The organism is Parabacteroides sp. AM08-6, from assembly GCF_003473295.1.
Classification (GTDB): Bacteria; Bacteroidota; Bacteroidia; order Bacteroidales; family Tannerellaceae; genus Parabacteroides.
Window position 1 is genome coordinate 121818 of the sequence record NZ_QRMP01000004.1, and the last position, 21283, is coordinate 143100.

The following is a 21283-nucleotide window of genomic DNA, read 5'->3' on the forward strand; positions in this document are numbered from 1 at the left end:
CCCTTTTATGTTTGTTATAAATATTTGGATGCTTTCTTTTTTTTAAAGAAGTTTGGTTTTAGTACCAATTTCGTAATAAAATCATCCATTTCAAAACGAGCAGCACAACGCGGCATAAGCATTGCATTTGTATTAGATTTCAAACGATCCTGGACTGTGGTAAAAGCAAGTTTATAACCGACTTCCGCCGCAGTAGTTAACGCATAGTTCGTTATGTCCCCCTTGCGATAAATACCATTTGGATAAGCCAGAAAATCACAAGAGGTATGTAGTTTCTCTTCAATTATTTGTTTACTGCCTTGCAGTTGTTCCCTTATATCCTCCTCTGTTTGGTAAATATTGCAAATAAAATGGTCTTTGCAATGCGAACCAATCGTACAATCATATTCCGTATGCAATTTTATCACATCCGTCCAGTTCATAGGCGTTTCCATTTTATGAATATGACATAGCTCCTCATATTCATCAGGGGATACATTTGCAATAAGCTGATTGCAAATTTCATTAACAAGCTGAATATTACAACATTTTAAAACACGGAGAATTGCTTCACAAACTTTTTCCCTCTGCTTGCTATCTTTTAAAGTCACAGAGTATTTAAGACAATCTATCTTCAGAAAAGATAGATTGCTGTATCGTATAATTATACGAGCGATAGCTGTCGGAAAATAGTCTCCGCTTCCGATGTGATTGGTTGAAACAAAAACAGTAAACGGAATATTCAAAGACTTTAAAATTGGCGCAGCCAATGTCAGATTGTTCTTATAACCATCATCAAACGTTACAACTATTTCTCTGCCGGTGAACCGGTTAGTACGGAAACGGTTTTCATATTCATGGATGGATATTATCTCGTAATGCTTTAACAAAAAAATCATTTGCTGTTCAAAGATATCCGGATTTATATGCAAGGAGTTAATACTTTCGGCAAAGTCGACACCATGATAGAAAATAACCCTAGGGTTCTTATTCAGGAAACGTAATAACCCGGTAAGTCCAAATTTCACGAGATTATGTTTCAGTCTACTTTTTCTCATATTTTACTACTCTTCGGATTGAAAGATAGTGGAATTATTTACTCAATTCAACCGCTGTTTGACCAACAGGTACCATTTTCAACACTTATACCAGTGAATAAAATCGGACAAAACTATACAAAGTTTTTGTACAATCCAATTATTCAGGAAGAATATCTTATCTTTGTCCATTCATAACATTTCTTTAAGGCTGATTGGCTATTTAGTATGGAAAAAGGAGCAACAATTCTGATAACAGGCGGAGCTGGTTTTATCGGTTCAAATTTATGTGAGTATTTTTTGAATGAAGGTCATCAGGTTATTTGTCTGGATAACTTTGCTACGGGAAAACCGGATAATATCCGCATGTATTTCGATAATCCGCATTTCCGGTTGATTGTAGGAGATATCCGCAATGAGGAAGATTGCCGGAAGGCAGTAGAAGGCGTTGATTATGTGCTGCACGAAGCTGCTTTAGGCTCGGTTCCCCGTTCCATCAAAGACCCGGTTACTACTAATGCCGTTAATATAGCAGGTTTTCTGAATATGCTGGTAGCCGCCCGCGATGCAGGGGTAAAACGGTTCGTATATGCAGCCAGTTCTTCCACCTACGGCGATTCCCAATCGCTGCCGAAAGTAGAGGATGTCATCGGTAAGCCGCTCTCCCCTTATGCTGTAACGAAATATGTCAATGAGCTTTATGCAGACGTATTTTCCCGTACTTATGGAATGGAATGTATCGGTTTACGCTATTTCAATGTATTCGGACGCCGCCAAGACCCGAACGGAGCTTATGCAGCCGTAATTCCTCTGTTTGTAAAGAAGCTGATGCAGCACGAATCACCTGTCATTAATGGCGACGGCGAATATTCGCGTGATTTCACTTATATCGAAAATGTTGTGCTGATGAATAAACTGGCGCTCTCTACCACCGATAAAGCGTCTGTCAACACTGTTTACAATACCGCTTTCGGAGAGCGTACAACGTTAAATCAGCTTGTCGGCTATCTGAAAGAATATCTAAGTATTTATGACCCGAAAATTGCCGGGGTAGAAGTGAAACATGGCCCTGAACGTTTAGGCGATATTCCGCATTCGCTCGCTTCCATCGACAAAGCACGCCGTTTACTGAAATATGAACCGCTTTACAATATGCGGGAAGGATTACGGGAAGCCGTAAAATGGTATTGGGAACATCTGAAATAATAATCTGGTTCGCTTAATTAAGAAAGTATAGAATGGAAAAGATAAAAGTGGCCGTTGTCGGTCTGGGATATGTCGGCTTACCGTTAGCCCGTTTGTTTGCAACCCGTTATCCGGTAGTCGGTTTTGATGTTAAAAAAAGCCGGATTGCCGAACTGATGTCCGGACACGACGCGACATTGGAAGTTTCCGATGATGTATTGGGTTCGGTATTGCTGCCGCACGTACCCGGTGAAACGGAAAAAGGATTATATTGTACCGACAATCTGAATGATATCCGCAGTTGCAACTATTATATCGTAACGGTTCCAACCCCGGTTGACAAACATCACAATCCCGATTTGACCCCCCTATATCGTGCCAGCGAGACAGTAGGAAAAGTAATAGGAAAAGGTGATATCGTCATCTACGAATCAACAGTTTACCCCGGTGTCACGGAAGAAGAATGCGTTCCGGTTATCGAAAAGACATCCGGCCTTGTTTTCAATCAAGATTTCTTTGCCGGTTATTCCCCCGAGCGCATCAATCCGGGAGACAAGGAACACACCGTTGAAAAGATAAAGAAGATAACCTCCGGTTCCACACCGGAAATAGGAGAGAAGGTAGACGCACTCTATCGTTCGGTTATCACAGCAGGGACATTCCGGGCATCCGGTATCCGGGTTGCCGAAGCCGCCAAAGTAATTGAAAATTCCCAGCGGGATATCAATATCGCTTTTGTAAACGAACTATCGAAAATATTCAATGTATTGGGAATCGATACGTTCGAAGTACTGGAGGCAGCTGCGACCAAATGGAACTTCTTACCCTTCAAACCGGGGCTGGTTGGAGGACATTGTATCGGAGTCGACCCGTATTATCTGGCACAAATAGCACAAGACAGGGGCTATCATCCGGAAGTAATCCTTGCCGGCCGCCGTATTAATGACACAATGGGCGAATACATCGCCAACCGGGTCGTTAAATGTATGATAAAGAAAGACATTCCGGTACGCAATGCCAAAGTCTTAGTCATGGGCTTTACTTTCAAGGAGAATTGCCCGGACGTACGGAACACCAAAGTCTACAATGTAGTAACAGCTTTGGAGGATTACGGTATCCAAGTGACAATTTATGACCCTTGGGCTAAACCGGAAGATGTCCGGAAAGAATATGGCCTGGAACTGACCCATGAATGTCCGGAAGAAACGTTCGATTCAATCATTCTGGCTGTCGCCCACCAAGAATTTGCGAAATTCGACATTCGTTCCCTGGCAAAGGAAAAACATGTTATTTATGATGTGAAAGGTTGTCTAAACCCGGCTTGGGTAGATGCCCGCCTGTAAAATATATGCAGTACAAGATTACCTCCAAATATCTGTATCTGAAAGATTATCTTTTATCCCTTCCCGACCGTTTTGACCGGGAAGGTAAAGTGATTTATTCCGGCCGCAATACCCTGAAGGTTTTTGAACACGAAGGGTTGCAGTTTTGTGTAAAATCATTTAAGGTGCCTCATCCGGTAAATAAGATTGCTTACACCTATTTCCGCAAATCAAAAGCCGAACGCTCCTTTCTTTACGCAACCCGTTTTATGGAGCTGGGAATCGGCACTCCCGAACCGGTAGCATATATCGTATTTTGCGACAAAATCGGCGTGACCCGCAGTTATTATATTTCCTTATGGCAAACCTGCGACTTTACTTTCCGGGGAATTGCCACTTTGCCGGAAGTCGAACAAGACGATGTTTACAGAGCCTTTACCCGTTTCACATACGATTTTCATCGGAAAAATGTCTATTTCACAGACCATTCTCCCGGTAATACCTTGTTGAGAAAAGAAAAAGACGGCCATTGGAATTTCTGGTTAGTCGACTTAAACCGGACTGAGTTCAAACCCGTTTCACCGGACAAAGGCTTGAGAAACCTATGTATGCTGGAGCTTCCTGATGAAAAACTAAAAGTAATCGCTACCGAATATGCCCGGTTAACCAATCGCAATCCGGAACAAATGACCCGTACATTAACAAAACTCACCTGCAAGCATAATGAACTTGTAAAACGGAAAAGCTGGATACGTAATACCCGCCGGGCTATCAAGCGCCGGTTGTTTCATTAAAATGAACCAGTATCTTTCTCGCCAAATTATGCCAATCAAACTGTTCGACATGTCTGCGAGCATTGCGGCCTAAGCGTTCCCGCAAAGCTTCATCCTCAATCATACGTTTGATTTTCCGGCGGAACAGGAATGTGAAACGACGAGTCAACAAGCCCGTTTCTTCATCTATCAATAAATCTTTTGTTCCGGCTCGGGTTGCAATTACGGGCAAGGCACACGACATAGCCTCACATACCGTATTCGACCAACCGGCATGCCGTTCGGCTGCAACAAACAAATCCGCCCGGTTAAACAGTTCGCTATTCTTGTCAAACGGATGATTCTGTACAAAATCGAATGGCACGATTGTCGCAAAATTGTCTATCAGACTCTGAGCCTTCTCATTGACAGCCGTATCAAAAAGCAGCAGACGAATATTATATCCCTTTTTATATAGCTTTTCGCAAGCACGGATTACATATTTGGTTCCTTTTACCCGTTCAACCAAACGACCGTAAGCCATCACAACAAAAGGACGGTCTTTTACAAGATAGTCTGTTTTAGGCTGATAATTAGCAGTATTTACACCTCCCAATGCTTTAAAAGCTTCAATGCCATATTTCTTTTTATCGTGCAGATAAATATTGGTAGAACAAGCGAATATTTCAATATTTTTGTGTTTCAGGAAAGGACGCAGGTTTTCTGTAATGCGCACATGGTAAAGTATCCGGCGTTTTGCATTGGCATTCACCAATTCATCAATAAACTTTGTTTCGGTAGTGAATAAAGCGTCTGTCTCATCCTCTTTCAGTTTATCGAACGTTTTGGTTTCCCCTTTGAAATCAAACCAGTCCGGCGCAATTCCTTCTACAGTATATACAGTAAAACGATGCCCCAGCTCAATAAAAACATTCCCCAATTCGAGGAAACGCTTTACGCCCCCGTATAACTTGGTATGAGGTAAAATAACTCCTAAATTCATAATCTCCGATTTTATTGATTTATTCCCATAGCATTTTAGCCTGCCCGCTCTTTTTAAACATCGAAAGCATTTTTTTCAGGCGGCTACGGGTGATATCCTTTTGCAACGCCAATTCGTGCACTTTTTCTATTTCATCTTCCCGGAAAGGTTCCCCTCTTTTCAACACATTACGCATGAAAGAGGCGGAAGTAATACCCCATTTCATCAAAAATTGAAGACTACCGTTATTCTTCTTCACCCGACCGGTCGATACCGACTCAAAATGATATACTCTGCTATCCGAAAGGCCTTTAAACAAACGAATACCAACCATCCATAATTTGGCGGAAAAATCCGGATCACTATACATTCCCGGTGAAAATTCGAGACTGTATCCCCCCACCAAATCCCATATTTCCTTGTGTACGACATTGGGTGGCCAAGTAGACCCGAACCAATCGTAGTGAGGCAATGAGCGGTAGTTCTCCAGCAAATCCTGCTCTCTGAACGATTCCACACTTTCTCCGAAGTTGGCAGGAGCAATCACACTTTTGCAAAAAAACGGACGAGGTTGTATCAGGGTAGCAGACAAGAAAAACTTATTATCCGGCAATCGCTGTATCTCTTCCCACAGCACTTTGTCCCATTCCGGGCAAACATACATATCGTCATTCATGTACAAGATATAGTCGGTCGTCACCTTTGTACGCAACGCATTCAAGGCCTGGCATACACCGACATTCTCTTTATTGCTGATATACTCGTATCCCTGTTCCTCCAGCCACTCAGCCGTCCCGTCCGAACTTTCATTCACATAAACAAGCACCTGATGATTGAACGTTGAATTTTTACGAATACTTTTCAGACATAATTTCAGATAATCCAAATTGTTCCAAGTAGGAATAAGGATAGAGAATATTTGTTTGTCCTGCACCATCTGATTATTTTATTTAGGAGCAAAGATAAGGATAAAAATGAGAATGAGAGCAAGTGGTCATAAACAAAGGGTTTAACAAATCTGCAACCAGAAAGTGCCTATCTATCGTCATAGTGCGCATATGTCCTTAGAATTATAACTTTTATGGTATCTTCGTGAATTTCGTAAATTAGACGATGTTTGTCCGTTATCCTACGTGACCACTTGCCGGAGAGATTACCCCGCAGCTGTTCGGGTTTTCCTGTTCCGGTGGTAGGATGTTCTTCCAATTCGGAAAGCAAAGAGTTCAATTTCTTTAACGCCTGTAATTCTCCCGCTTTCTTTAGCTGTTTGATGCCTTTTAACGCATCTTCAGTCAGCTCAATTTTGTACTTCATTACTTTTCAAACAGTTCTTTGCGCAGGTCGGCAGTTAGTTTCACCGTTTGTCCATTTTGAGCTTGTTCGCTTGCTTTTATAATATCCTCAATATTGCGGGGATCGTCAAAATAGACATCATTTGAGGGGCTTACACTTTCGGGGATAAATTCACCTCTCGGCACAAGTTCCAAAAATTGATTTTTGCGCTTGATGATAACCCTTTGCACTTCAGCAAGGTCAAAGAACTTCTTTTGGTTCTCCCTAAATTCTCTTGTTGTAATCACTATCATATAATCGCATTTTTGTGTACACAATTATGTACCATTTTACACACACAAAGGTAAAGCATACTTTCGTGATTTCCAAAAGCAAGAATATTATTTAACACGCAATCGAAACTCACTCATGAAATCATATTGAAAATCATACTATATAAAAACATTCGATTTTTATATAGTATGTTCTACACCTGTCGCATCCGCTCTTTATTTCCTTCCGAAATCGGCTGGTATTTCTCCCCACTCCGATGTTTCCCATTTTAGGATAGTAGTCGTATAAGTATTGGTGTTCAGCCATTTTTCAGCCCGTTCAATCAGGTCGAAAATCGGCTCATTTTCGGGGAGTCGTTCCAGCAAAGTCTTGCATTTCTTCTTCTTCACCCAGCCAATAGCATTCCGGCTGTCCGAATAAATCGGCAAGTTACTTCCTTTCTGCTTAAGCAAAGCCAAACCATGCACTAAAGCCAGAAATTCCCCCACATTGTTGGTCCCTTTTTTCAACGGTCCGATATGAAAAATCTCCTGACCGGTAGCCGTATAAACCCCCCGGTATTCCATATCCCCCGGATTTCCGCTACAAGCAGCATCCACAGCCAGACTCTCGTTAAGAGGCTTCCCTACCGGTATTTTCGGCGTAGTAAGAGTGGAAGCCGCTTTTGCAGAAGATGCCGATTTCAAATATTGCGCATATCCCTTATCAAAAGCCTCAACCGCCTCTTCACGGGTTTCGAAGGATTTGTATTTCGCACCATCCTGCCCTTCCACCTGCATCTTACACTCGGCCCAATTATCGTAAATACCTGGGTTCAAGCCTTTCCAAACTACGTAATATTTATTTTTAGCCATTCAATATCTTTTCTGTTGCAGGAGCAAAGATAACGAACTCTCCCGATTCCACATCAAAAAAACTTTATTCGCATTATTTATCCTGATTTCAGATAGGACTTTTTCCCCATGATGAAGGAGCAGGTCCGAGCTTAACCATTCTGCAAGGGGTACACACACCGGGAAAAACATTCCCGTCTCCTTCAGTTCCGATATACGGGTCTACATATTGTGCATACTCGTTTTCAACTCCGTAACAACTATGTATTACTACAGGGAGAATCGTTAAAAAAATGACATTATATATTTTTTCACCCGAACAGGCATTAAATTCAAGAAATCACATTAGCCTAAACCTCAATATGGACAATGAAAACATCTCTTATCCATATACAAATATAAACATACTCTAAATAAGAACTTTCCGATAACACGTTTTTTGAGGTTCTATTTATTTTTTACATCAAAAAAAACCTTTGTAAAGATATACATAAAAATTGGGGGCTGTTATTTTTTTACAATTATCAAAATGTCACTACTACAGCGACTAAATGGGATTAGTATGGCGGGTAAAATAAATTACCCGCACATGTAACCCTTTTTAACGTATCAAACAGATTGCAAAATACAAAAACAATGAGCATTTTGTCATTTACTCTTGAAGCATAAAAATAGGAAAAACAAGACATCCCTTCTTTTATCAAAGTACCAAAAGCCAATAAAGTATAAAAATATAGCAAAAAAGTATTTTGCACAAAAACATTTATTATGTTTGTAAAAAATAGACAAAACTAAATCTACGTTATGAGAAACCTCTCTCTTAAATATACATATTATAATAGTACATATATAGCACTATTTCTCATAGTACTTTTAACAGTCCTAATTTATTCTCCTATACTATCGAACGATTTTTTATACTATTGGGATGATCAATGGCAGGTCTTCAACCAGTATACAGAAGGGGGCATCAATATTAAAAACCTACACAACATTTTAACTCAATCATACGGAGGCCAGTATTCACCGGTCAATGAAATAATGTACTTATTACTATATAGCATAAACAAATACGACCCCTTCTATTTTCATCTGGCATCTTTAATTATACATAGTTTGAATGTTCTGCTCGTATATTTAGTCTTTTCGAAATTATTCGATTCTCCCAAATTTAAGATGAAATACTCACCTAAGTATATTATATTACTAATAACCCTTATATACGCTATTCATCCTCTAAATGTAGAAACTGTTGCATGGATTAGTGCTTCAAAAGTAGTATTGTATACCTTTTTCTATTTATTAGCAAGCTATACATATTGCATCTTTCTATCAACACAGCACTGGAAATACTACATTTACTCAATCATATTATTCATTTTATCATTTGGTTCCAAAGAACAAGCTATCACTTTTCCAATATGGATATTATTCATCACCTGGCTCCTAGGATACGATATCAAAAAGGAGAAAAAAGAATACTTAAAAGTTATCCCCATAATACTTATATCTATAATATTCTTCTATATAACAGTAAATGTACAAAACACGGCAGAAGGTGATAATTACTTCGACAGAGAGTTCTATCCATTATGGCAACGCATTGTTTTTTGTTGTTACTCCATAATTGAGTACCTATCTAAATTCATACTTCCGTACAATCTAAATTATTTATACCCATTTCCGGTTAAAACAGGTGAATCATTACCATACTGGTTACTCTTGTATCCTTTATTCACCTCTATCATCATTGTTTCATTATGGAAATATATCATTCGTTGGCCTATTTTAGTCGGATTACTTATATTTCTTATACATATTAGTACAGTAGCACATATTGTTCCAATAGCCAGGCATGCAATAGTTGCAGACCGGTATATGTACATACCCATTTTAGGCTTTTGTTTTATTTTTGCTTTCTATTTTTGCAAATCATACTTTACCTCTAATATGAGCAAAAAATATCTAATATCAATATTAGCTATTATAATCGTCTTGTTATCAGCAAGTAGTTATTCAAGATGCAAAGCATGGAAGAATTCCGAAAAAATACGGTCCGAACATATATCATTATAACATTTTCCAAATATTTATCAATTAATAAAAAAAACAACATGAAAAATTCAAAACTTACATTAGTAGGTATTTTTACCCTACTATTAACAATGGGACTAAACTTTAATCATTCTCTAAATGATTATAGTATTAAAGCGACCAAGCTGTTTGCAGCAGGAACATCCTCATCTACTACATCTACAACAGCAACTAACATTAACATTAAACAATGCAGGCCTAATGTCCTGTGTAATGGCGTATGGAAAGGCACAGCAAACCTTGAAGGGTGTATAGAAATTTTTCATAATTTTAAAAAGTGTGGTTTTGCAATTAAAGGAGATATAACCTATCAATATGTCGGGATTAAAGAACATTGTACAGGTGGAAATACATGGCATGACTGTGAAGCATGTCAGTCTGATTGTGTTCCTACAGAAACTTCTAACTAATCATGACAAGGATGTGTCAAAAGATTACACATATAGTTTTATTAACCAAGTAACTATTTAACTTTTGACACATCTTATCTCATAATAATATCTAATACAATCTTTAATAACAATAATCATGAAATTATATATATATATTCTTATACCAATATTATTCGCCATTACATCTTGTAACAAAGCATATATGAAAGAGGACATAATACTTTCTGAAGATAAGATTGTTACAATAACACCAATTTATGAAGGGGACTCTATATATTCACCTTTTTCATTAAATGAATATATAGATTCCATAAAATACATAAAATTAGATTTATCAGACGAATCATTAATCGGAGAAATTGCAGAAATAGATATCCATAAAGATCATATATATATAATGGACATTCAAACTTCATCTATATTCATTTACACATTAAATGGAGAATTTGTATCAAAAATACATAGTATAGGAAATGGTCCTCAAGAATATATACAATTAGACTACTTTTCTATAGACAAAAACAGCGATCAGTTAATTGCAACAGATTTAACAGGTTATTGGGTATTACGTTATGACTTAGAGGGTAATTTCATAAAAAAACAAAAAATACCTTTTTGGATAGATGGCCTATACCCTACAGAGGAAAAAGGTTATGCATTGTTTGCTAATAAAAGAAATAATAAACAATATTTCAATCAAGAGTTTTCTTTATACATAGTAGATTCATTAATGAAAGTAAAAAAACAATATTTCCCATATAATTCCGAAAATTACGGAAATTTACAAGTTCCAGCACCTGGTAACGGAGGGTTCTATACCGCAAACAGTAAAAGTCATTATTATAGTATGTACACAGATACAGTATATAAAATTGATACCGATGTGCTAAAGAAAAAATACATATTTGACTTGGGGAAATTTGCTTTTAATACTGCTTTAGAAAAACAAAGTAAAGAAGAATTTCAAGAATATTTTAAGAAAAAAGCATATGCAGGAGTTCACAATGTTTTAGAAAATGATAATTTCATATATTTCCAAACTTATTTTTTCAATGATATTTTTGGATGGTTTGGATTTTACGACAAAAAAAGCGGGAATATATTAAATAGAATCACATACTATTTGGATAATAATTTATTTTTCTTAAGTTGCCCTAACACTTATGATGATTTTTTCATTACAGCTATTCCAAATGATGTATTTTCCGATTATCAATTACCATCTGGAAAAATCAATAGTAGACAAGAACAAGTAAAAAAAATCTTAGAAAATTATACAGAAGAGGACAATCCTATCATTGCACTTTACAAACTGAAAAACTTTTAAAGACATGAAAAAAACACCTGTATTTATTATACTATTTGCAGTTGCTATTACAATAGTATTTATAATACTAAACAAAGATATGAAAACAAGAAATATCAATACTGATAAAATGTTTTCTATCAGGAGAAATATTGAATTTATTTACAAGAATAACTCTACACATATTGATACATCAAGCATTCAAAAATATAGAGACTCCACATACAATTCCCTTTCAGAACGTATAAAGTCAAATACGCAATTTGTTTTCTATGTTCCAGAAAATTATTGTAATGATTGTTTTATACAAGAGTATAATAAGCTAATGAAAATGCCTACAAAAATGCAAAGAAACACTATAATCCTCACTTCTTTTGAGAAAAATAGAGATGTAAGACTATGGGTTAAAGATAAAGAGATAAAGTATCCTATTTATAATTGTTCGGATAAGAGCTTTTTGCAAGAGATTGCATCAAGAGGAAAAATATCTTTTTTCACAGTAGATACAACCTATACATTGAAACACCTTTATATTCCAATTATATTTATACCTGAACAATCAGAAGAGTATTACAACTTTATCAAAAACAATATTTTTAATATCAACATAGAAGAATTATCTATTAATAACACGAAAGCTGATATAGTAAAAAAGAAACATGATTTCGGGAATATTTCATTGGGAGATACGGTCTTCACGGAATTCTCTATCAAAAATATAGGGGACGAACCTCTTGTTATAAAAAGAGTAGATTCCTCTTGTGATTGTACGATTACAGAATGGGAAAGAAAACCGGTAGCTCCCAATACGGAAACAATCATCAAAGTCAAATATGCAGCCTATAAAATCGGTTCCTTTTCGAAAAGAATAAGTGTATCGACTAACACAGAGAATGGTATAATACAATTTACCATCTATGGGAATGTTACAAACTGAACATTGTACAACAGAACACATGATTGACATGATTGTGCTGCACCCAATTCGATTATATTTATTCCAAAACTGAATTCGAAGGATGAATCCTAAGTTTTCACCGGATACAATCGCCTCTTTTTACTTTTTTCTAACAGATTACAGATGTTGTTGACAGAAAAAGTATACTTTTGCAGGAAACAATCATATTGATATGAAGCGTATATTTCTGATTGGTTACATGGGAGCAGGAAAAACCACTGTGGGAAAATATTTATCGAAACAGTTGGGTCTCTCATTCATAGATTTGGACCATTATATCGAAGGTCGCTACCATAAAACCGTCGGTCAGCTTTTTGCCGAAAAAGGAGAGGATGCCTTTCGCGATATGGAGCGTAGAATGCTTCGGGAAGTGGCAATGTTTGAGGATGTGCTTGTTTCCACAGGAGGAGGCGCACCTTGCTTTTTTGACAATATGGAATTTATGAATGAGACCGGGACTACCGTTTACCTGAAAGTATCAGTTGACGAACTATCCAAACGATTGGAAATATGCAAAACTACGCGTCCGGTACTGCAAGGCCGTTCCGGTGAAGAATTAAAAGCTTTTATTGCGGAAAATCTGAAAAAAAGAGAACCTTTCTACAACAAAGCTTCAATCATCTTCGACTCGGAAGTTATGCTGACCGAACAGGATGTACATCAAATATCAAATGCATTAGCAAAGCTGTTATAACACGGTTAAGGGCAATTCTTGTAATTGCCTGTCATCATATACATTATATATATGTTATGGAAGCAACAGGAGGCAAACAAATTCAGGGAGCTTACATCCCGCAGGAATTATTAAAAGAACTCAGTAAAGTAAATAATCGTCTACTGATAGGTATTCCCTGTGAGCGGGTTGAAGGAGAGCGCCGTTTGGCACTGACCCCCGAAGCTGTCGATATGCTGACCGACCGCGGGCATCATGTCCTTGTTGAAAGTGGAGCCGGATTGGGTATCAACTATTCCGACAATCATTATTCGGAAGCGGGAGCCGAAATTGTTGAAACTCCGGCCGAAGTATTCCAAGCGGATATTATATTGAAGATATTACCGCCATTGGTAACCGAAGTGGCTTTGATGAAATCGCGTTCCACTGTTTTTTCGACCGTACAATTCAACCTCTTTTCCCAAAACGCATTCGAATTGATGGTAGCCAAGCGCATAACGGCCTTTGCCTATGAGTTGCTGGCAGATGATATGCACCGCTGTCCGGTGTTGAATGTCATTTCAGAAATAGAAGGGACCGCATCCATTACAATCGCATCCGAAATGTTGAGTAATACACAAGGAGGAAAAGGTATCCTGCTGGGAGGTATTCCGGGCGTATCACCGACGGAAGTCGTGATTATCGGAGCCGGAAACGCAGGAACTGTAGCCGCACGGGCAGCTATGGCACTGGGAGCATCCGTGAAAGTATTCGATGACGACATCAATAAGTTGCGGACTATCCAACAGGTGCTCGGACAAGGCTTATTCACTTCCACCTTCCACCCGAATGTTCTTCAGAACGCTTTCCGTAGCGCCGATGTAGTAATCGGGGCCATGCGATATATCAACACTCGCCGGCGTTATGTCATAGCCGAAGACATGATTCGCATCATGAAACGTGGTGCGCTGGTTATCGATTTGAGAATCAATCAAGGAGGATGCTTCGAAACGACCTGTTGCCTCAAACCGGCCGATCCGGCTATTTTCGAACAATACGGCGTATTGCATTATTGCCGGCAAAACATCAGTAATTATGTAGCCCGAACAACATCGATGGCCTTAAGTAATATTTTCGTACCGATGCTTTTCCAGTTGGGAGATGCCGGGTCCGTACCGGGGATGCTGAAAAGTGATTCCGGTTTTCGAAGCGGGGTATATATGTATTGTGGGAAACCGGTTAACAGCTACGTTTCCAATCAATTCAACCTATCATCCAATAATCTGGATTTATACCTTTCTGCGTTTTAAGCGTTAAAAGTTTTGAACTCGCAAAGTTTATGTGTTACTTTGCGAAAATCTTAAAATAAATAAGCGATTCGCTAACAAATTATATTATGGCAGAACAAACAAAAGTAACAACTCTGGAAAAGGTTGTCATCCGTTTCTCCGGTGATTCCGGTGATGGTATGCAGTTGACCGGAACAATCTTTTCAAATCTGTCGGCTATCTTCGGGAATGAAATTTCGACGTTTCCCGACTATCCGGCAGAAGTACGTGCTCCTCAAGGAACACTTAGTGGTGTATCAGGTTTTCAGGTTCATCTGGGTTCTCGTAAGATTTTTACACCCGGTGACAAGGCTGACGTATTGGTAGCAATGAACCCGGCCGCATTGAAAGTAAATGTAAAACACCTGAAACCCAACGCAATTGTAGTTATCGATACTGATTCGTTCCAGAAAAGTGATTTGGATAAGGCCCTGTTTACAACAGACGACCCATTTAAAGAATTGGGACTGGGCAGTGTACAAGTTGTTGCCGCACCTATTTCAAGCATGGTAAAAGACGGGTTGACAGAGTTTGGACTGGACAATAAGTCAGCCCTGCGCTGCAAGAATATGTTTGCACTGGGTCTGGTTTGCTGGTTGTTTGAACGGCCTCTCGAAGAAGCCATGCACATGCTTCAGAATAAGTTTGCAAAAAAACCGGCTATCGCACAAGCTAATATCAAGGCGCTGACAGACGGATACAACTACGGGAACAACATTCACGCTTCCGTTTCCACTTACCGCATTGAAAGCAAGAAAGCAGAACCGGGTTATTATACGGACGTAAACGGGAATAAGGCCACTTCATACGGCTTGATTGCTGCTGCTGAAAAAGCAGGCTTACAGTTATTCCTGGGCAGCTATCCTATCACTCCGGCTACAGATATTTTACATGAATTATCAAAACGCAAAGATTTAGGTGTAATCACCGTTCAGGCGGAAGATGAAATAGCCGGTATTTGTACCTCTATCGGTGCAAGTTTTGCCGGTTGTCTAGCTGCCACTTCCACTTCCGGACCGGGTCTGGCCCTGAAAAGTGAAGCTATCGGCTTGGCTGTTATTGCAGAATTGCCACTGGTTATTATAGATGTACAGCGTGGTGGCCCCTCTACCGGTATGCCGACCAAAAGTGAACAAACCGACCTGATGCAGGCTCTTTACGGACGTAACGGAGAAAGCCCGCTGGTTGTGATTGCCGCTTCCACGCCGACCGACTGTTTCGATGCTGCTTACTGGGCCGGCAAACTGTCTGTTGAGCACATGACTCCGGTCATCTTGCTGACAGATGCATTTATCGCAAACGGTTCGTCTGCTTGGAAATTGCCGGACTTAGACAAATATCCGGAAATCGTCCCCAATTACGTATCCAACTATCAAGATACTGAAAAGGTATGGAAAGCTTATCGTCGCGATAAAGAAAGCCTGGTTCGCTACTGGGCAATTCCCGGTACGGAAGGTTTCACCCACCGGTTGGGTGGTCTGGAAAAAGACTATGAGACAAGTGCAATTTCAACCGATCCGGTCAATCACCAGAAAATGGTTTCTACCCGTCAGGCCAAAATTGACAAAATCGCGGACTATATCCCTGAACTGGAAGTCATCGGAGACAAAGATGCCGACTTGCTGATTGTCGGATGGGGCGGTACTTACGGCCATCTTTACGAAGCAATGGAAACTATGCAGGAACAGGGAAAGAAAGTAGCTTTGGCTCATTTCAAGTTCATTAATCCGCTTCCGAAAAATACAGCCGAAGTGCTGGGTAAATATAAGAAAGTAGTCGTTGCCGAACAGAATAACGGTCAATTTGCAAACTACCTGCGCGGTAAAGTGTCCGGATTCAATCCGTACCGTTTCAATCGAGTAAAGGGTCAACCTTTTGTTGTGGCAAGATTAGTTGAGGAATTCACTAAAATAATGGAGGCTTAAAAATGGCAACTGAAGAAATAAAATTTCAACCGAAAGATTATAAAAGCGATCAATATGTACGTTGGTGTCCGGGATGTGGAGACCATGCCGTTTTGAACTGTTTACATAAAGCAATGGCCGAAGTAGGGGTGGCTCCTCATGACATGGCCGTGATTTCCGGTATCGGGTGTTCTTCCCGTTTACCTTATTATATGAATACGTACGGTTTCCATACTATTCACGGACGTGGTGCTGCTATCGCCACAGGAGTGAAAACTGCCCGTCCCGACCTGAGTGTATGGCTGATTACCGGTGACGGTGACTGTCTGGCAATTGGCGGTAACCATTTCATCCATGCTGTTCGCCGCAACATAGACCTGAATATCGTACTGTTCAACAATAAGATTTATGGTCTGACAAAAGGTCAATATTCACCGACATCCGACCGTGGATTCGTCTCTAAAAGTTCACCTTACGGAACCGTGGAAGACCCGTTCATTCCGGCAGAATTAACTTTAGGCTCACGCGGTAATTTCTTTGCCCGTGCCATTGATGTGGATTTGAAGAATACAACTGAAATATTGACTGCTTCGGCCCGCCATAAAGGGGCGTCTGTAACGGAAGTATTAGTAAACTGTGTTATCTTCAACGATGGGATTCACAAAAAAATCGTGGACAAGGAGTTCCGTGCCGACAAAACCATCTTCCTCCGTCATGGAGAAAAAATGCTATTCGGTAAAAACAACGAAAAAGGCATCGTTTTGGAAGGGCTGAAACTGAAAGCCGTAACAATCGGAGAAGACGGTTACACGCTGGATGACATACTTGTACACGACGCCCACGAGAAAGACAATACGCTGCATATGATGCTTGCCATGATGGGCGAAGATATGCCGGTAGCCTTAGGAATCATCCGCGATGTGGAAGGAGTAACCTATGATGAGGCAGTCCACCAGCAGATTGAAGAGGTTCAGGCGAAAAACCCGACCCGCAAACTGAAAGACCTACTGATGCAAGGGGAAATCTGGGAGGTAAAGTAACCCCCTGTCAGGATATGATATATGGAGCTGCAAACGGCGGAAAATAATCCGGCTGTTTGCAGCTTTTTTGTATAAAATACATATCTTTGTGAAACAAAAGGATATAATGATGAAAACGACAGCTGAAATCATTGAAATATTGCGTGACTATAAAGCTCGTTCCGCAGAGAAGTACGGAATAGAGACGCTTGGCCTTTTTGGCAGTGTTGCTCGTGGTGAACAGAATGAGCAAAGCGATATCGATGTGTTTGTAAAGTTGCATCGAACCAGCTATTATACATTATTGGACATAAAAGAAGATTTGGAGCAATTGTTTAAAAGAAAAGTCGATTTAATAACGCTGCATGGAACAATGCGTGCTTTGTTTCGGCATAATATAGAGCAAGATGCAATCTATTTCTAAAAGTCGCATACTTGATAAATTACTCTTTGTTATTCAAAGAGTCGAATTGACGATAGAACGGACAATGACCGTTAATGACTTGGGAAATCTCTTGCTTTCCCCTGACGGCGTGGATTTGTTTGATGCAACCTGCATGAGAGTACAAACAATTGGTGAGACTCTAAAACAAATAGATGTTGAAACAAAAAATAGACTATTGATATATTACACAGACATTCCTTAGCGTAAAGTTTTTGCAATGCGCAATCTGATTTCCCATGAGTATTTGCTCCTTGATCCGGAAATAATTACGGATATAGTCAAACATAATCTATCCCCTTTATTAACTGTGTTGTATCGTATTGCTGACAATCTAAATGCAGGTAAACATGATGCTATTTTCCAAGAAAACACCTGATTTGTAAACTATAGATTGCAAAATGACGGGGTTTAATGTTAACAGCATGGAAAAGTGTAATTATTACTGAAAAATTTCCTTAATTCGAATTGTGCTATGAAAATTTATATTACTTTTGTACCCGGTTAACAAGGTAAGGTAACAGCAAGTATATAAAAAAACAAATTACCTTGTGGTTTTATATAGAAGAGAGAGAAAAAGTTATATAAAGTCAATCAATTAAATTAATTACAAGATGGCTACATTAGATTTAAGCAAGTACGGAATTAAAGACGTAAAAGAAATCGTTCACAATCCGTCTTATGATGTTCTGTTCGCAGAAGAAACAAAACCAGGTTTGGAAGGCTTTGAAAAAGGTCAGGTAACTGAACTGGGTGCTGTAAACGTAATGACAGGTGTTTATACAGGTCGTTCTCCTAAAGATAAATTTTTCGTAAAGAACGAAGCTAGCGAAGATTCAGTATGGTGGACTTCTGAAGAATATAAAAATGACAATAAACCTTGTACTGAAGAAGCTTGGGCTGATTTGAAAGCTAAAGCAGTAAAAGAATTGTCAGGCAAACGTTTGTTTGTTGTCGATACTTTCTGTGGTGCTAACGAAGCTACTCGTCTGAAAGTACGTTTCATCATGGAAGTAGCATGGCAAGCACACTTCGTAACGAATATGTTTATTCGTCCGACAGCTGAAGAACTAGCAAACTACGGAGAACCTGATTTCGTTTCTTTCAACGCTGCTAAGGCAAAAGTCGACAACTATAAAGAACTGGGCCTGAACTCTGAAACTGCCACAGTATTCAACCTGAAGACTAAAGAACAGGTTATCCTGAACACTTGGTACGGTGGTGAAATGAAAAAAGGTATTTTCTCTATCATGAACTACCTGAACCCGCTTCGCGGTATCGCTTCTATGCACTGTTCTGCCAACACAAACATGGAAGGTACAAGCTCTGCTATCTTCTTCGGTTTGTCCGGTACAGGTAAGACTACTTTGTCTACAGACCCGAAACGTAAGTTGATCGGTGATGACGAACACGGATGGGATGACGAAGGTGTATTCAACTACGAAGGTGGTTGCTACGCTAAAGTTATCAACTTGGATAAAGAAAGCGAACCGGATATCTACGCTGCTATCAAACGTGATGCTCTTTTGGAAAATGTAACAGTTGCTGCTGACGGCAAAATCGACTTCGCAGACAAGAGCGTAACAGAAAACACGCGTGTTTCTTATCCTATCTATCACATTGAAAATATCGTTAAACCGATTTCCAAGGGTCCGCACGCACAACAGGTTATCTTCCTGTCTGCCGATGCATTTGGCGTATTGCCTCCGGTATCTATCCTGAACGCAGAACAGGCTCAATACTACTTCTTGTCCGGTTTCACAGCTAAATTGGCTGGTACAGAACGCGGTATTACTGAACCGACTCCTACATTCTCAGCTTGTTTCGGTGCTGCTTTCTTGTCATTGCACCCGACAAAATATGCTGAAGAACTGGTTAAGAAGATGGAAAAGACCGGTGCTAAGGCTTATTTGGTTAACACTGGTTGGAATGGTTCTGGCAAACGTATCTCTATCCGCGATACCCGTGGTATCATCGATGCTATCCTGGACGGTTCTATCGACAAAGCTCCGACAAAAGTTATCCCGTACTTCGATTTCGTTGTACCGACAGAATTGCCGGGTGTTGATCCGAAAATCCTTGATCCGCGTGATACTTATGCTGACGCTGCTCAATGGGACGAAAAAGCTAAAGATTTGGCTGGCCGTTTCATCAAGAACTTTGCTAAGTTCACTGGTAACGAAGCTGGTAAGAAGCTGGTTGTTGCAGGTCCGAAATTGTAATCAATACATCATTTATAGAAAGTGCAGAGCGAAAGCCCTGCACTTTTTTTGTATATATACATTAATTTTAGCACAATTGTTAGGATGTTTTAAAATCTATTCCTATCTTTACCCCAAATTATCTTTTAATGTGGGATGTAAGGTATAATGATTAAACGTTTATTACTGATCTGTGGGATTATAGTGTCTTTGTCGTCGTGTGGCGGAGATATTGCATACCGGATAGAAGGCAAACTGAAAAATCTGGAGGATCAGACTATATATGCAGTTTTTGAAAACGATGAAATAAAAATCGTCGATACAATTACCTGTGAAAAACCCGGGCAGTTCCTTATCGAACGTAGGCTTGGGGATTTCAAAGATGCAACGCTATTTTTTGAAAACAAAGAACGCTGGGTCAATGTATTTTTGGAAAAAGGCAAAAAGATTACAATCAGCGGAGACGTAACCTATCCGGCTCTTTTGCAAGTGAAAGGAGGGAAAATTAACGATCGGCTTACCGCAATCAAGAAAGAGTTAGCTCCTTTATTGAAAGAACAGGCAGATTTGATAAGCATTCTGAGAAAAGAACATAAAGACAAACAAAATCAAACAATTGAAGACACGGATGTAGCATCCCGTTTGGCAAATGTCAATCATTTGGTGAGCGAAGAGGTCGCAGTATTGATTAAAAAATATCCGGAAGAGGAAGCTTCAGCTGTGCTGATAGAACGTTATTTTGCAAATCCTGATGACACCCGTAAAATGGATGAACTACTGGCTGTTTTGAGTCCAAAACTGAAAGACTCTTATCTGGTACGTAATCTGGAAGAATACAGTGCCAGAGCTAAACAGACGGCTTTAGGGGCCGAAGCTCCCAATTTTAATGTTAGGAATGTATACGGGGAACCGGTTAGCTTAGACTCTTTTCCTAAAAAATATTTACTGCTCACTTTCACTGCACCATGGTGTGATATGTGCCAGACGGAAAATTTATATCTGGACGAAATTGCAACCAAATATCCAAAAGATAAACTGGACATGCTTTTAATCAGTTTGGATGACAACACTGTCGGAGTTCGTAAAATACTGGAAAAAGACAGCATTAACTGGAATCTGGTAGCAGACTCAGCCGGGCAGTCTACATCGCTGCTTAACTTATATAATGTAAGTGCTTTACCCCGCTGTTTCCTGATTGATGAAAAAGGAATAATCATCCTGAAAACAGATAACGGTATCGAAATAAAACAAACACTGGAAAATCTTTTAGAAGACTGAAGATAGAAAATCAGCTATGAATGAATAAATAAACATATAAATCGACTAAAAAA

20 protein-coding genes and 1 pseudogene are annotated in these 21283 nt (G+C 39.4%); 14 read left to right on the forward strand and 7 right to left on the reverse strand.

From position 1 onward, the window contains the following. Window positions 1–14: 14 nt before the first annotated feature. Window positions 15–1037, reverse strand: coding sequence for a polysaccharide deacetylase family protein (locus DW103_RS05190; RefSeq protein ID WP_122274608.1), 1023 nt, complete (start codon window positions 1035–1037; stop codon window positions 15–17). Window positions 1038–1244: 207 nt separating this feature from the next. Here DW103_RS05190 and DW103_RS05195 point away from each other — a divergent pair, with 207 nt between their 5' ends. Genes DW103_RS05195 through DW103_RS05205 form a run of 3 tightly spaced genes read left to right on the forward strand, consistent with a single transcriptional unit; the run spans window position 1245 to window position 4317 of the window. Continuing rightward, the gene (locus DW103_RS05195; protein ID WP_122274609.1) at window positions 1245–2222 is read left to right on the forward strand and encodes an SDR family oxidoreductase; all 978 of its coding nucleotides are present in this window, start codon (window positions 1245–1247) and stop codon (window positions 2220–2222) included. A gap of 32 nt (window positions 2223–2254) precedes the next feature. Continuing rightward, window positions 2255–3544, forward strand: a complete 1290-nt coding sequence (locus tag DW103_RS05200; RefSeq protein WP_122274610.1) for a nucleotide sugar dehydrogenase — start codon at window positions 2255–2257, stop codon at window positions 3542–3544. Window positions 3545–3549: 5 nt separating this feature from the next. Beyond that, window positions 3550–4317, forward strand: a complete 768-nt coding sequence (locus DW103_RS05205) for a lipopolysaccharide kinase InaA family protein (protein WP_122274611.1) — start codon at window positions 3550–3552, stop codon at window positions 4315–4317. On the opposite strand, the gene DW103_RS05210 is transcribed toward DW103_RS05205, so the two are convergent. The 6 genes from DW103_RS05210 to DW103_RS18620 form a co-directional block, all read right to left on the reverse strand. Further along, window positions 4295–5278: a glycosyltransferase family 4 protein gene (locus DW103_RS05210; RefSeq protein WP_122274612.1), complete on the reverse strand. Its 984-nt coding sequence runs from the start codon at window positions 5276–5278 to the stop codon at window positions 4295–4297. The two genes, DW103_RS05205 and DW103_RS05210, sit on opposite strands and share 23 nt — an antisense overlap. A gap of 19 nt (window positions 5279–5297) precedes the next feature. Then, a complete protein-coding gene (locus DW103_RS05215; protein ID WP_122274613.1) occupies window positions 5298–6194 on the reverse strand; it encodes a glycosyltransferase family 2 protein in 897 nt (298 codons plus the stop codon). 98 nt (window positions 6195–6292) lie between these two features. After that, on the reverse strand, window positions 6293–6571 hold the full coding sequence (locus DW103_RS05220) for a Txe/YoeB family addiction module toxin (RefSeq protein ID WP_122274614.1): 279 nt from the start codon (window positions 6569–6571) through the stop codon (window positions 6293–6295). Next, window positions 6571–6843, reverse strand: a complete 273-nt coding sequence (locus DW103_RS18390) for a prevent-host-death protein (RefSeq protein WP_233545612.1) — start codon at window positions 6841–6843, stop codon at window positions 6571–6573. Before DW103_RS18390 ends, DW103_RS05220 begins: the two co-directional genes overlap by 1 nt. A gap of 195 nt (window positions 6844–7038) precedes the next feature. Next, the gene (locus tag DW103_RS05230; protein WP_122274615.1) at window positions 7039–7677 is read right to left on the reverse strand and encodes a viroplasmin family protein; all 639 of its coding nucleotides are present in this window, start codon (window positions 7675–7677) and stop codon (window positions 7039–7041) included. An 88-nt stretch (window positions 7678–7765) separates the two neighbouring features. Beyond that, window positions 7766–7963 (reverse strand): hypothetical protein, encoded by a 198-nt coding sequence (locus DW103_RS18620; RefSeq protein WP_370453460.1) that lies wholly within the window; start codon window positions 7961–7963, stop codon window positions 7766–7768. A gap of 1807 nt (window positions 7964–9770) precedes the next feature. Between DW103_RS18620 and DW103_RS05240 the strand changes: the two genes are divergently transcribed. The 11 genes and pseudogenes from DW103_RS05240 (at window position 9771) to DW103_RS05290 (ending at window position 21230) form a co-directional block, all read left to right on the forward strand. Beyond that, the gene (locus DW103_RS05240; protein ID WP_122274617.1) at window positions 9771–10160 is read left to right on the forward strand and encodes a hypothetical protein; all 390 of its coding nucleotides are present in this window, start codon (window positions 9771–9773) and stop codon (window positions 10158–10160) included. A gap of 184 nt (window positions 10161–10344) precedes the next feature. After that, a complete protein-coding gene (locus DW103_RS05245) occupies window positions 10345–11469 on the forward strand; it encodes a 6-bladed beta-propeller (RefSeq protein WP_158576672.1) in 1125 nt (374 codons plus the stop codon). 4 nt (window positions 11470–11473) lie between these two features. Further along, entirely contained in the window at window positions 11474–12385 is a 912-nt protein-coding gene (locus tag DW103_RS05250) for a DUF1573 domain-containing protein (RefSeq protein WP_122274619.1), read from the forward strand. A 193-nt stretch (window positions 12386–12578) separates the two neighbouring features. Continuing rightward, complete coding sequence (locus tag DW103_RS05255; RefSeq protein ID WP_122274620.1) at window positions 12579–13100, forward strand: shikimate kinase; 522 nt, start codon at window positions 12579–12581, stop codon at window positions 13098–13100. A gap of 56 nt (window positions 13101–13156) precedes the next feature. After that, window positions 13157–14368 (forward strand): alanine dehydrogenase, encoded by a 1212-nt coding sequence (locus DW103_RS05260; protein WP_122274621.1) that lies wholly within the window; start codon window positions 13157–13159, stop codon window positions 14366–14368. Window positions 14369–14454: 86 nt separating this feature from the next. Then, window positions 14455–16311 carry a 2-oxoacid:acceptor oxidoreductase subunit alpha gene (locus DW103_RS05265; protein WP_122274622.1) on the forward strand — a complete coding sequence of 619 codons (1857 nt, stop codon included), beginning with the start codon at window positions 14455–14457 and terminating at the stop codon, window positions 16309–16311. Between the two features lie 2 nt (window positions 16312–16313). Beyond that, on the forward strand, window positions 16314–17330 hold the full coding sequence (locus DW103_RS05270) for a 2-oxoacid:ferredoxin oxidoreductase subunit beta (protein WP_122274623.1): 1017 nt from the start codon (window positions 16314–16316) through the stop codon (window positions 17328–17330). A gap of 109 nt (window positions 17331–17439) precedes the next feature. Then, window positions 17440–17733 carry a nucleotidyltransferase family protein gene (locus DW103_RS05275; protein ID WP_199652970.1) on the forward strand — a complete coding sequence of 98 codons (294 nt, stop codon included), beginning with the start codon at window positions 17440–17442 and terminating at the stop codon, window positions 17731–17733. Between the two features lie 235 nt (window positions 17734–17968). Continuing rightward, window positions 17969–18130: pseudogene (locus DW103_RS18395) on the forward strand (HepT-like ribonuclease domain-containing protein); the annotation flags it as partial. A gap of 235 nt (window positions 18131–18365) precedes the next feature. Further along, the gene (gene pckA / locus DW103_RS05285) at window positions 18366–19973 is read left to right on the forward strand and encodes a phosphoenolpyruvate carboxykinase (ATP) (RefSeq protein ID WP_122274625.1); all 1608 of its coding nucleotides are present in this window, start codon (window positions 18366–18368) and stop codon (window positions 19971–19973) included. Window positions 19974–20120: 147 nt separating this feature from the next. After that, window positions 20121–21230 (forward strand): TlpA disulfide reductase family protein, encoded by a 1110-nt coding sequence (locus DW103_RS05290; protein ID WP_122274626.1) that lies wholly within the window; start codon window positions 20121–20123, stop codon window positions 21228–21230. Window positions 21231–21283: the final 53 nt, after the last annotated feature.

Bases quoted from the DNA above. Each gene is read 5' to 3' on its own strand.
- DW103_RS05190 (WP_122274608.1), bottom strand. From the start codon at position 1,037: ATGAGAAAAAGTAGACTGAAACATAATCTCGTGAAATTTGGACTTACC.
- DW103_RS05195 (WP_122274609.1), top strand. From the start codon at position 1,245: ATGGAAAAAGGAGCAACAATTCTGATAACAGGCGGAGCTGGTTTTATC.
- DW103_RS05200 (WP_122274610.1), top strand. From the start codon at position 2,255: ATGGAAAAGATAAAAGTGGCCGTTGTCGGTCTGGGATATGTCGGCTTA.
- DW103_RS05205 (WP_122274611.1), top strand. From the start codon at position 3,550: ATGCAGTACAAGATTACCTCCAAATATCTGTATCTGAAAGATTATCTT.
- DW103_RS05210 (WP_122274612.1), bottom strand. From the start codon at position 5,278: ATGAATTTAGGAGTTATTTTACCTCATACCAAGTTATACGGGGGCGTA.
- DW103_RS05215 (WP_122274613.1), bottom strand. From the start codon at position 6,194: ATGGTGCAGGACAAACAAATATTCTCTATCCTTATTCCTACTTGGAAC.
- DW103_RS05220 (WP_122274614.1), bottom strand. From the start codon at position 6,571: ATGAAGTACAAAATTGAGCTGACTGAAGATGCGTTAAAAGGCATCAAA.
- DW103_RS18390 (WP_233545612.1), bottom strand. From the start codon at position 6,843: ATGATAGTGATTACAACAAGAGAATTTAGGGAGAACCAAAAGAAGTTC.
- DW103_RS05230 (WP_122274615.1), bottom strand. From the start codon at position 7,677: ATGGCTAAAAATAAATATTACGTAGTTTGGAAAGGCTTGAACCCAGGT.
- DW103_RS05240 (WP_122274617.1), top strand. From the start codon at position 9,771: ATGAAAAATTCAAAACTTACATTAGTAGGTATTTTTACCCTACTATTA.
- DW103_RS05245 (WP_158576672.1), top strand. From the start codon at position 10,345: ATGAAAGAGGACATAATACTTTCTGAAGATAAGATTGTTACAATAACA.
- DW103_RS05250 (WP_122274619.1), top strand. From the start codon at position 11,474: ATGAAAAAAACACCTGTATTTATTATACTATTTGCAGTTGCTATTACA.
- DW103_RS05255 (WP_122274620.1), top strand. From the start codon at position 12,579: ATGAAGCGTATATTTCTGATTGGTTACATGGGAGCAGGAAAAACCACT.
- DW103_RS05260 (WP_122274621.1), top strand. From the start codon at position 13,157: ATGGAAGCAACAGGAGGCAAACAAATTCAGGGAGCTTACATCCCGCAG.
- DW103_RS05265 (WP_122274622.1), top strand. From the start codon at position 14,455: ATGGCAGAACAAACAAAAGTAACAACTCTGGAAAAGGTTGTCATCCGT.
- DW103_RS05270 (WP_122274623.1), top strand. From the start codon at position 16,314: ATGGCAACTGAAGAAATAAAATTTCAACCGAAAGATTATAAAAGCGAT.
- DW103_RS05275 (WP_199652970.1), top strand. From the start codon at position 17,440: ATGAAAACGACAGCTGAAATCATTGAAATATTGCGTGACTATAAAGCT.
- pckA (WP_122274625.1), top strand. From the start codon at position 18,366: ATGGCTACATTAGATTTAAGCAAGTACGGAATTAAAGACGTAAAAGAA.
- DW103_RS05290 (WP_122274626.1), top strand. From the start codon at position 20,121: ATGATTAAACGTTTATTACTGATCTGTGGGATTATAGTGTCTTTGTCG.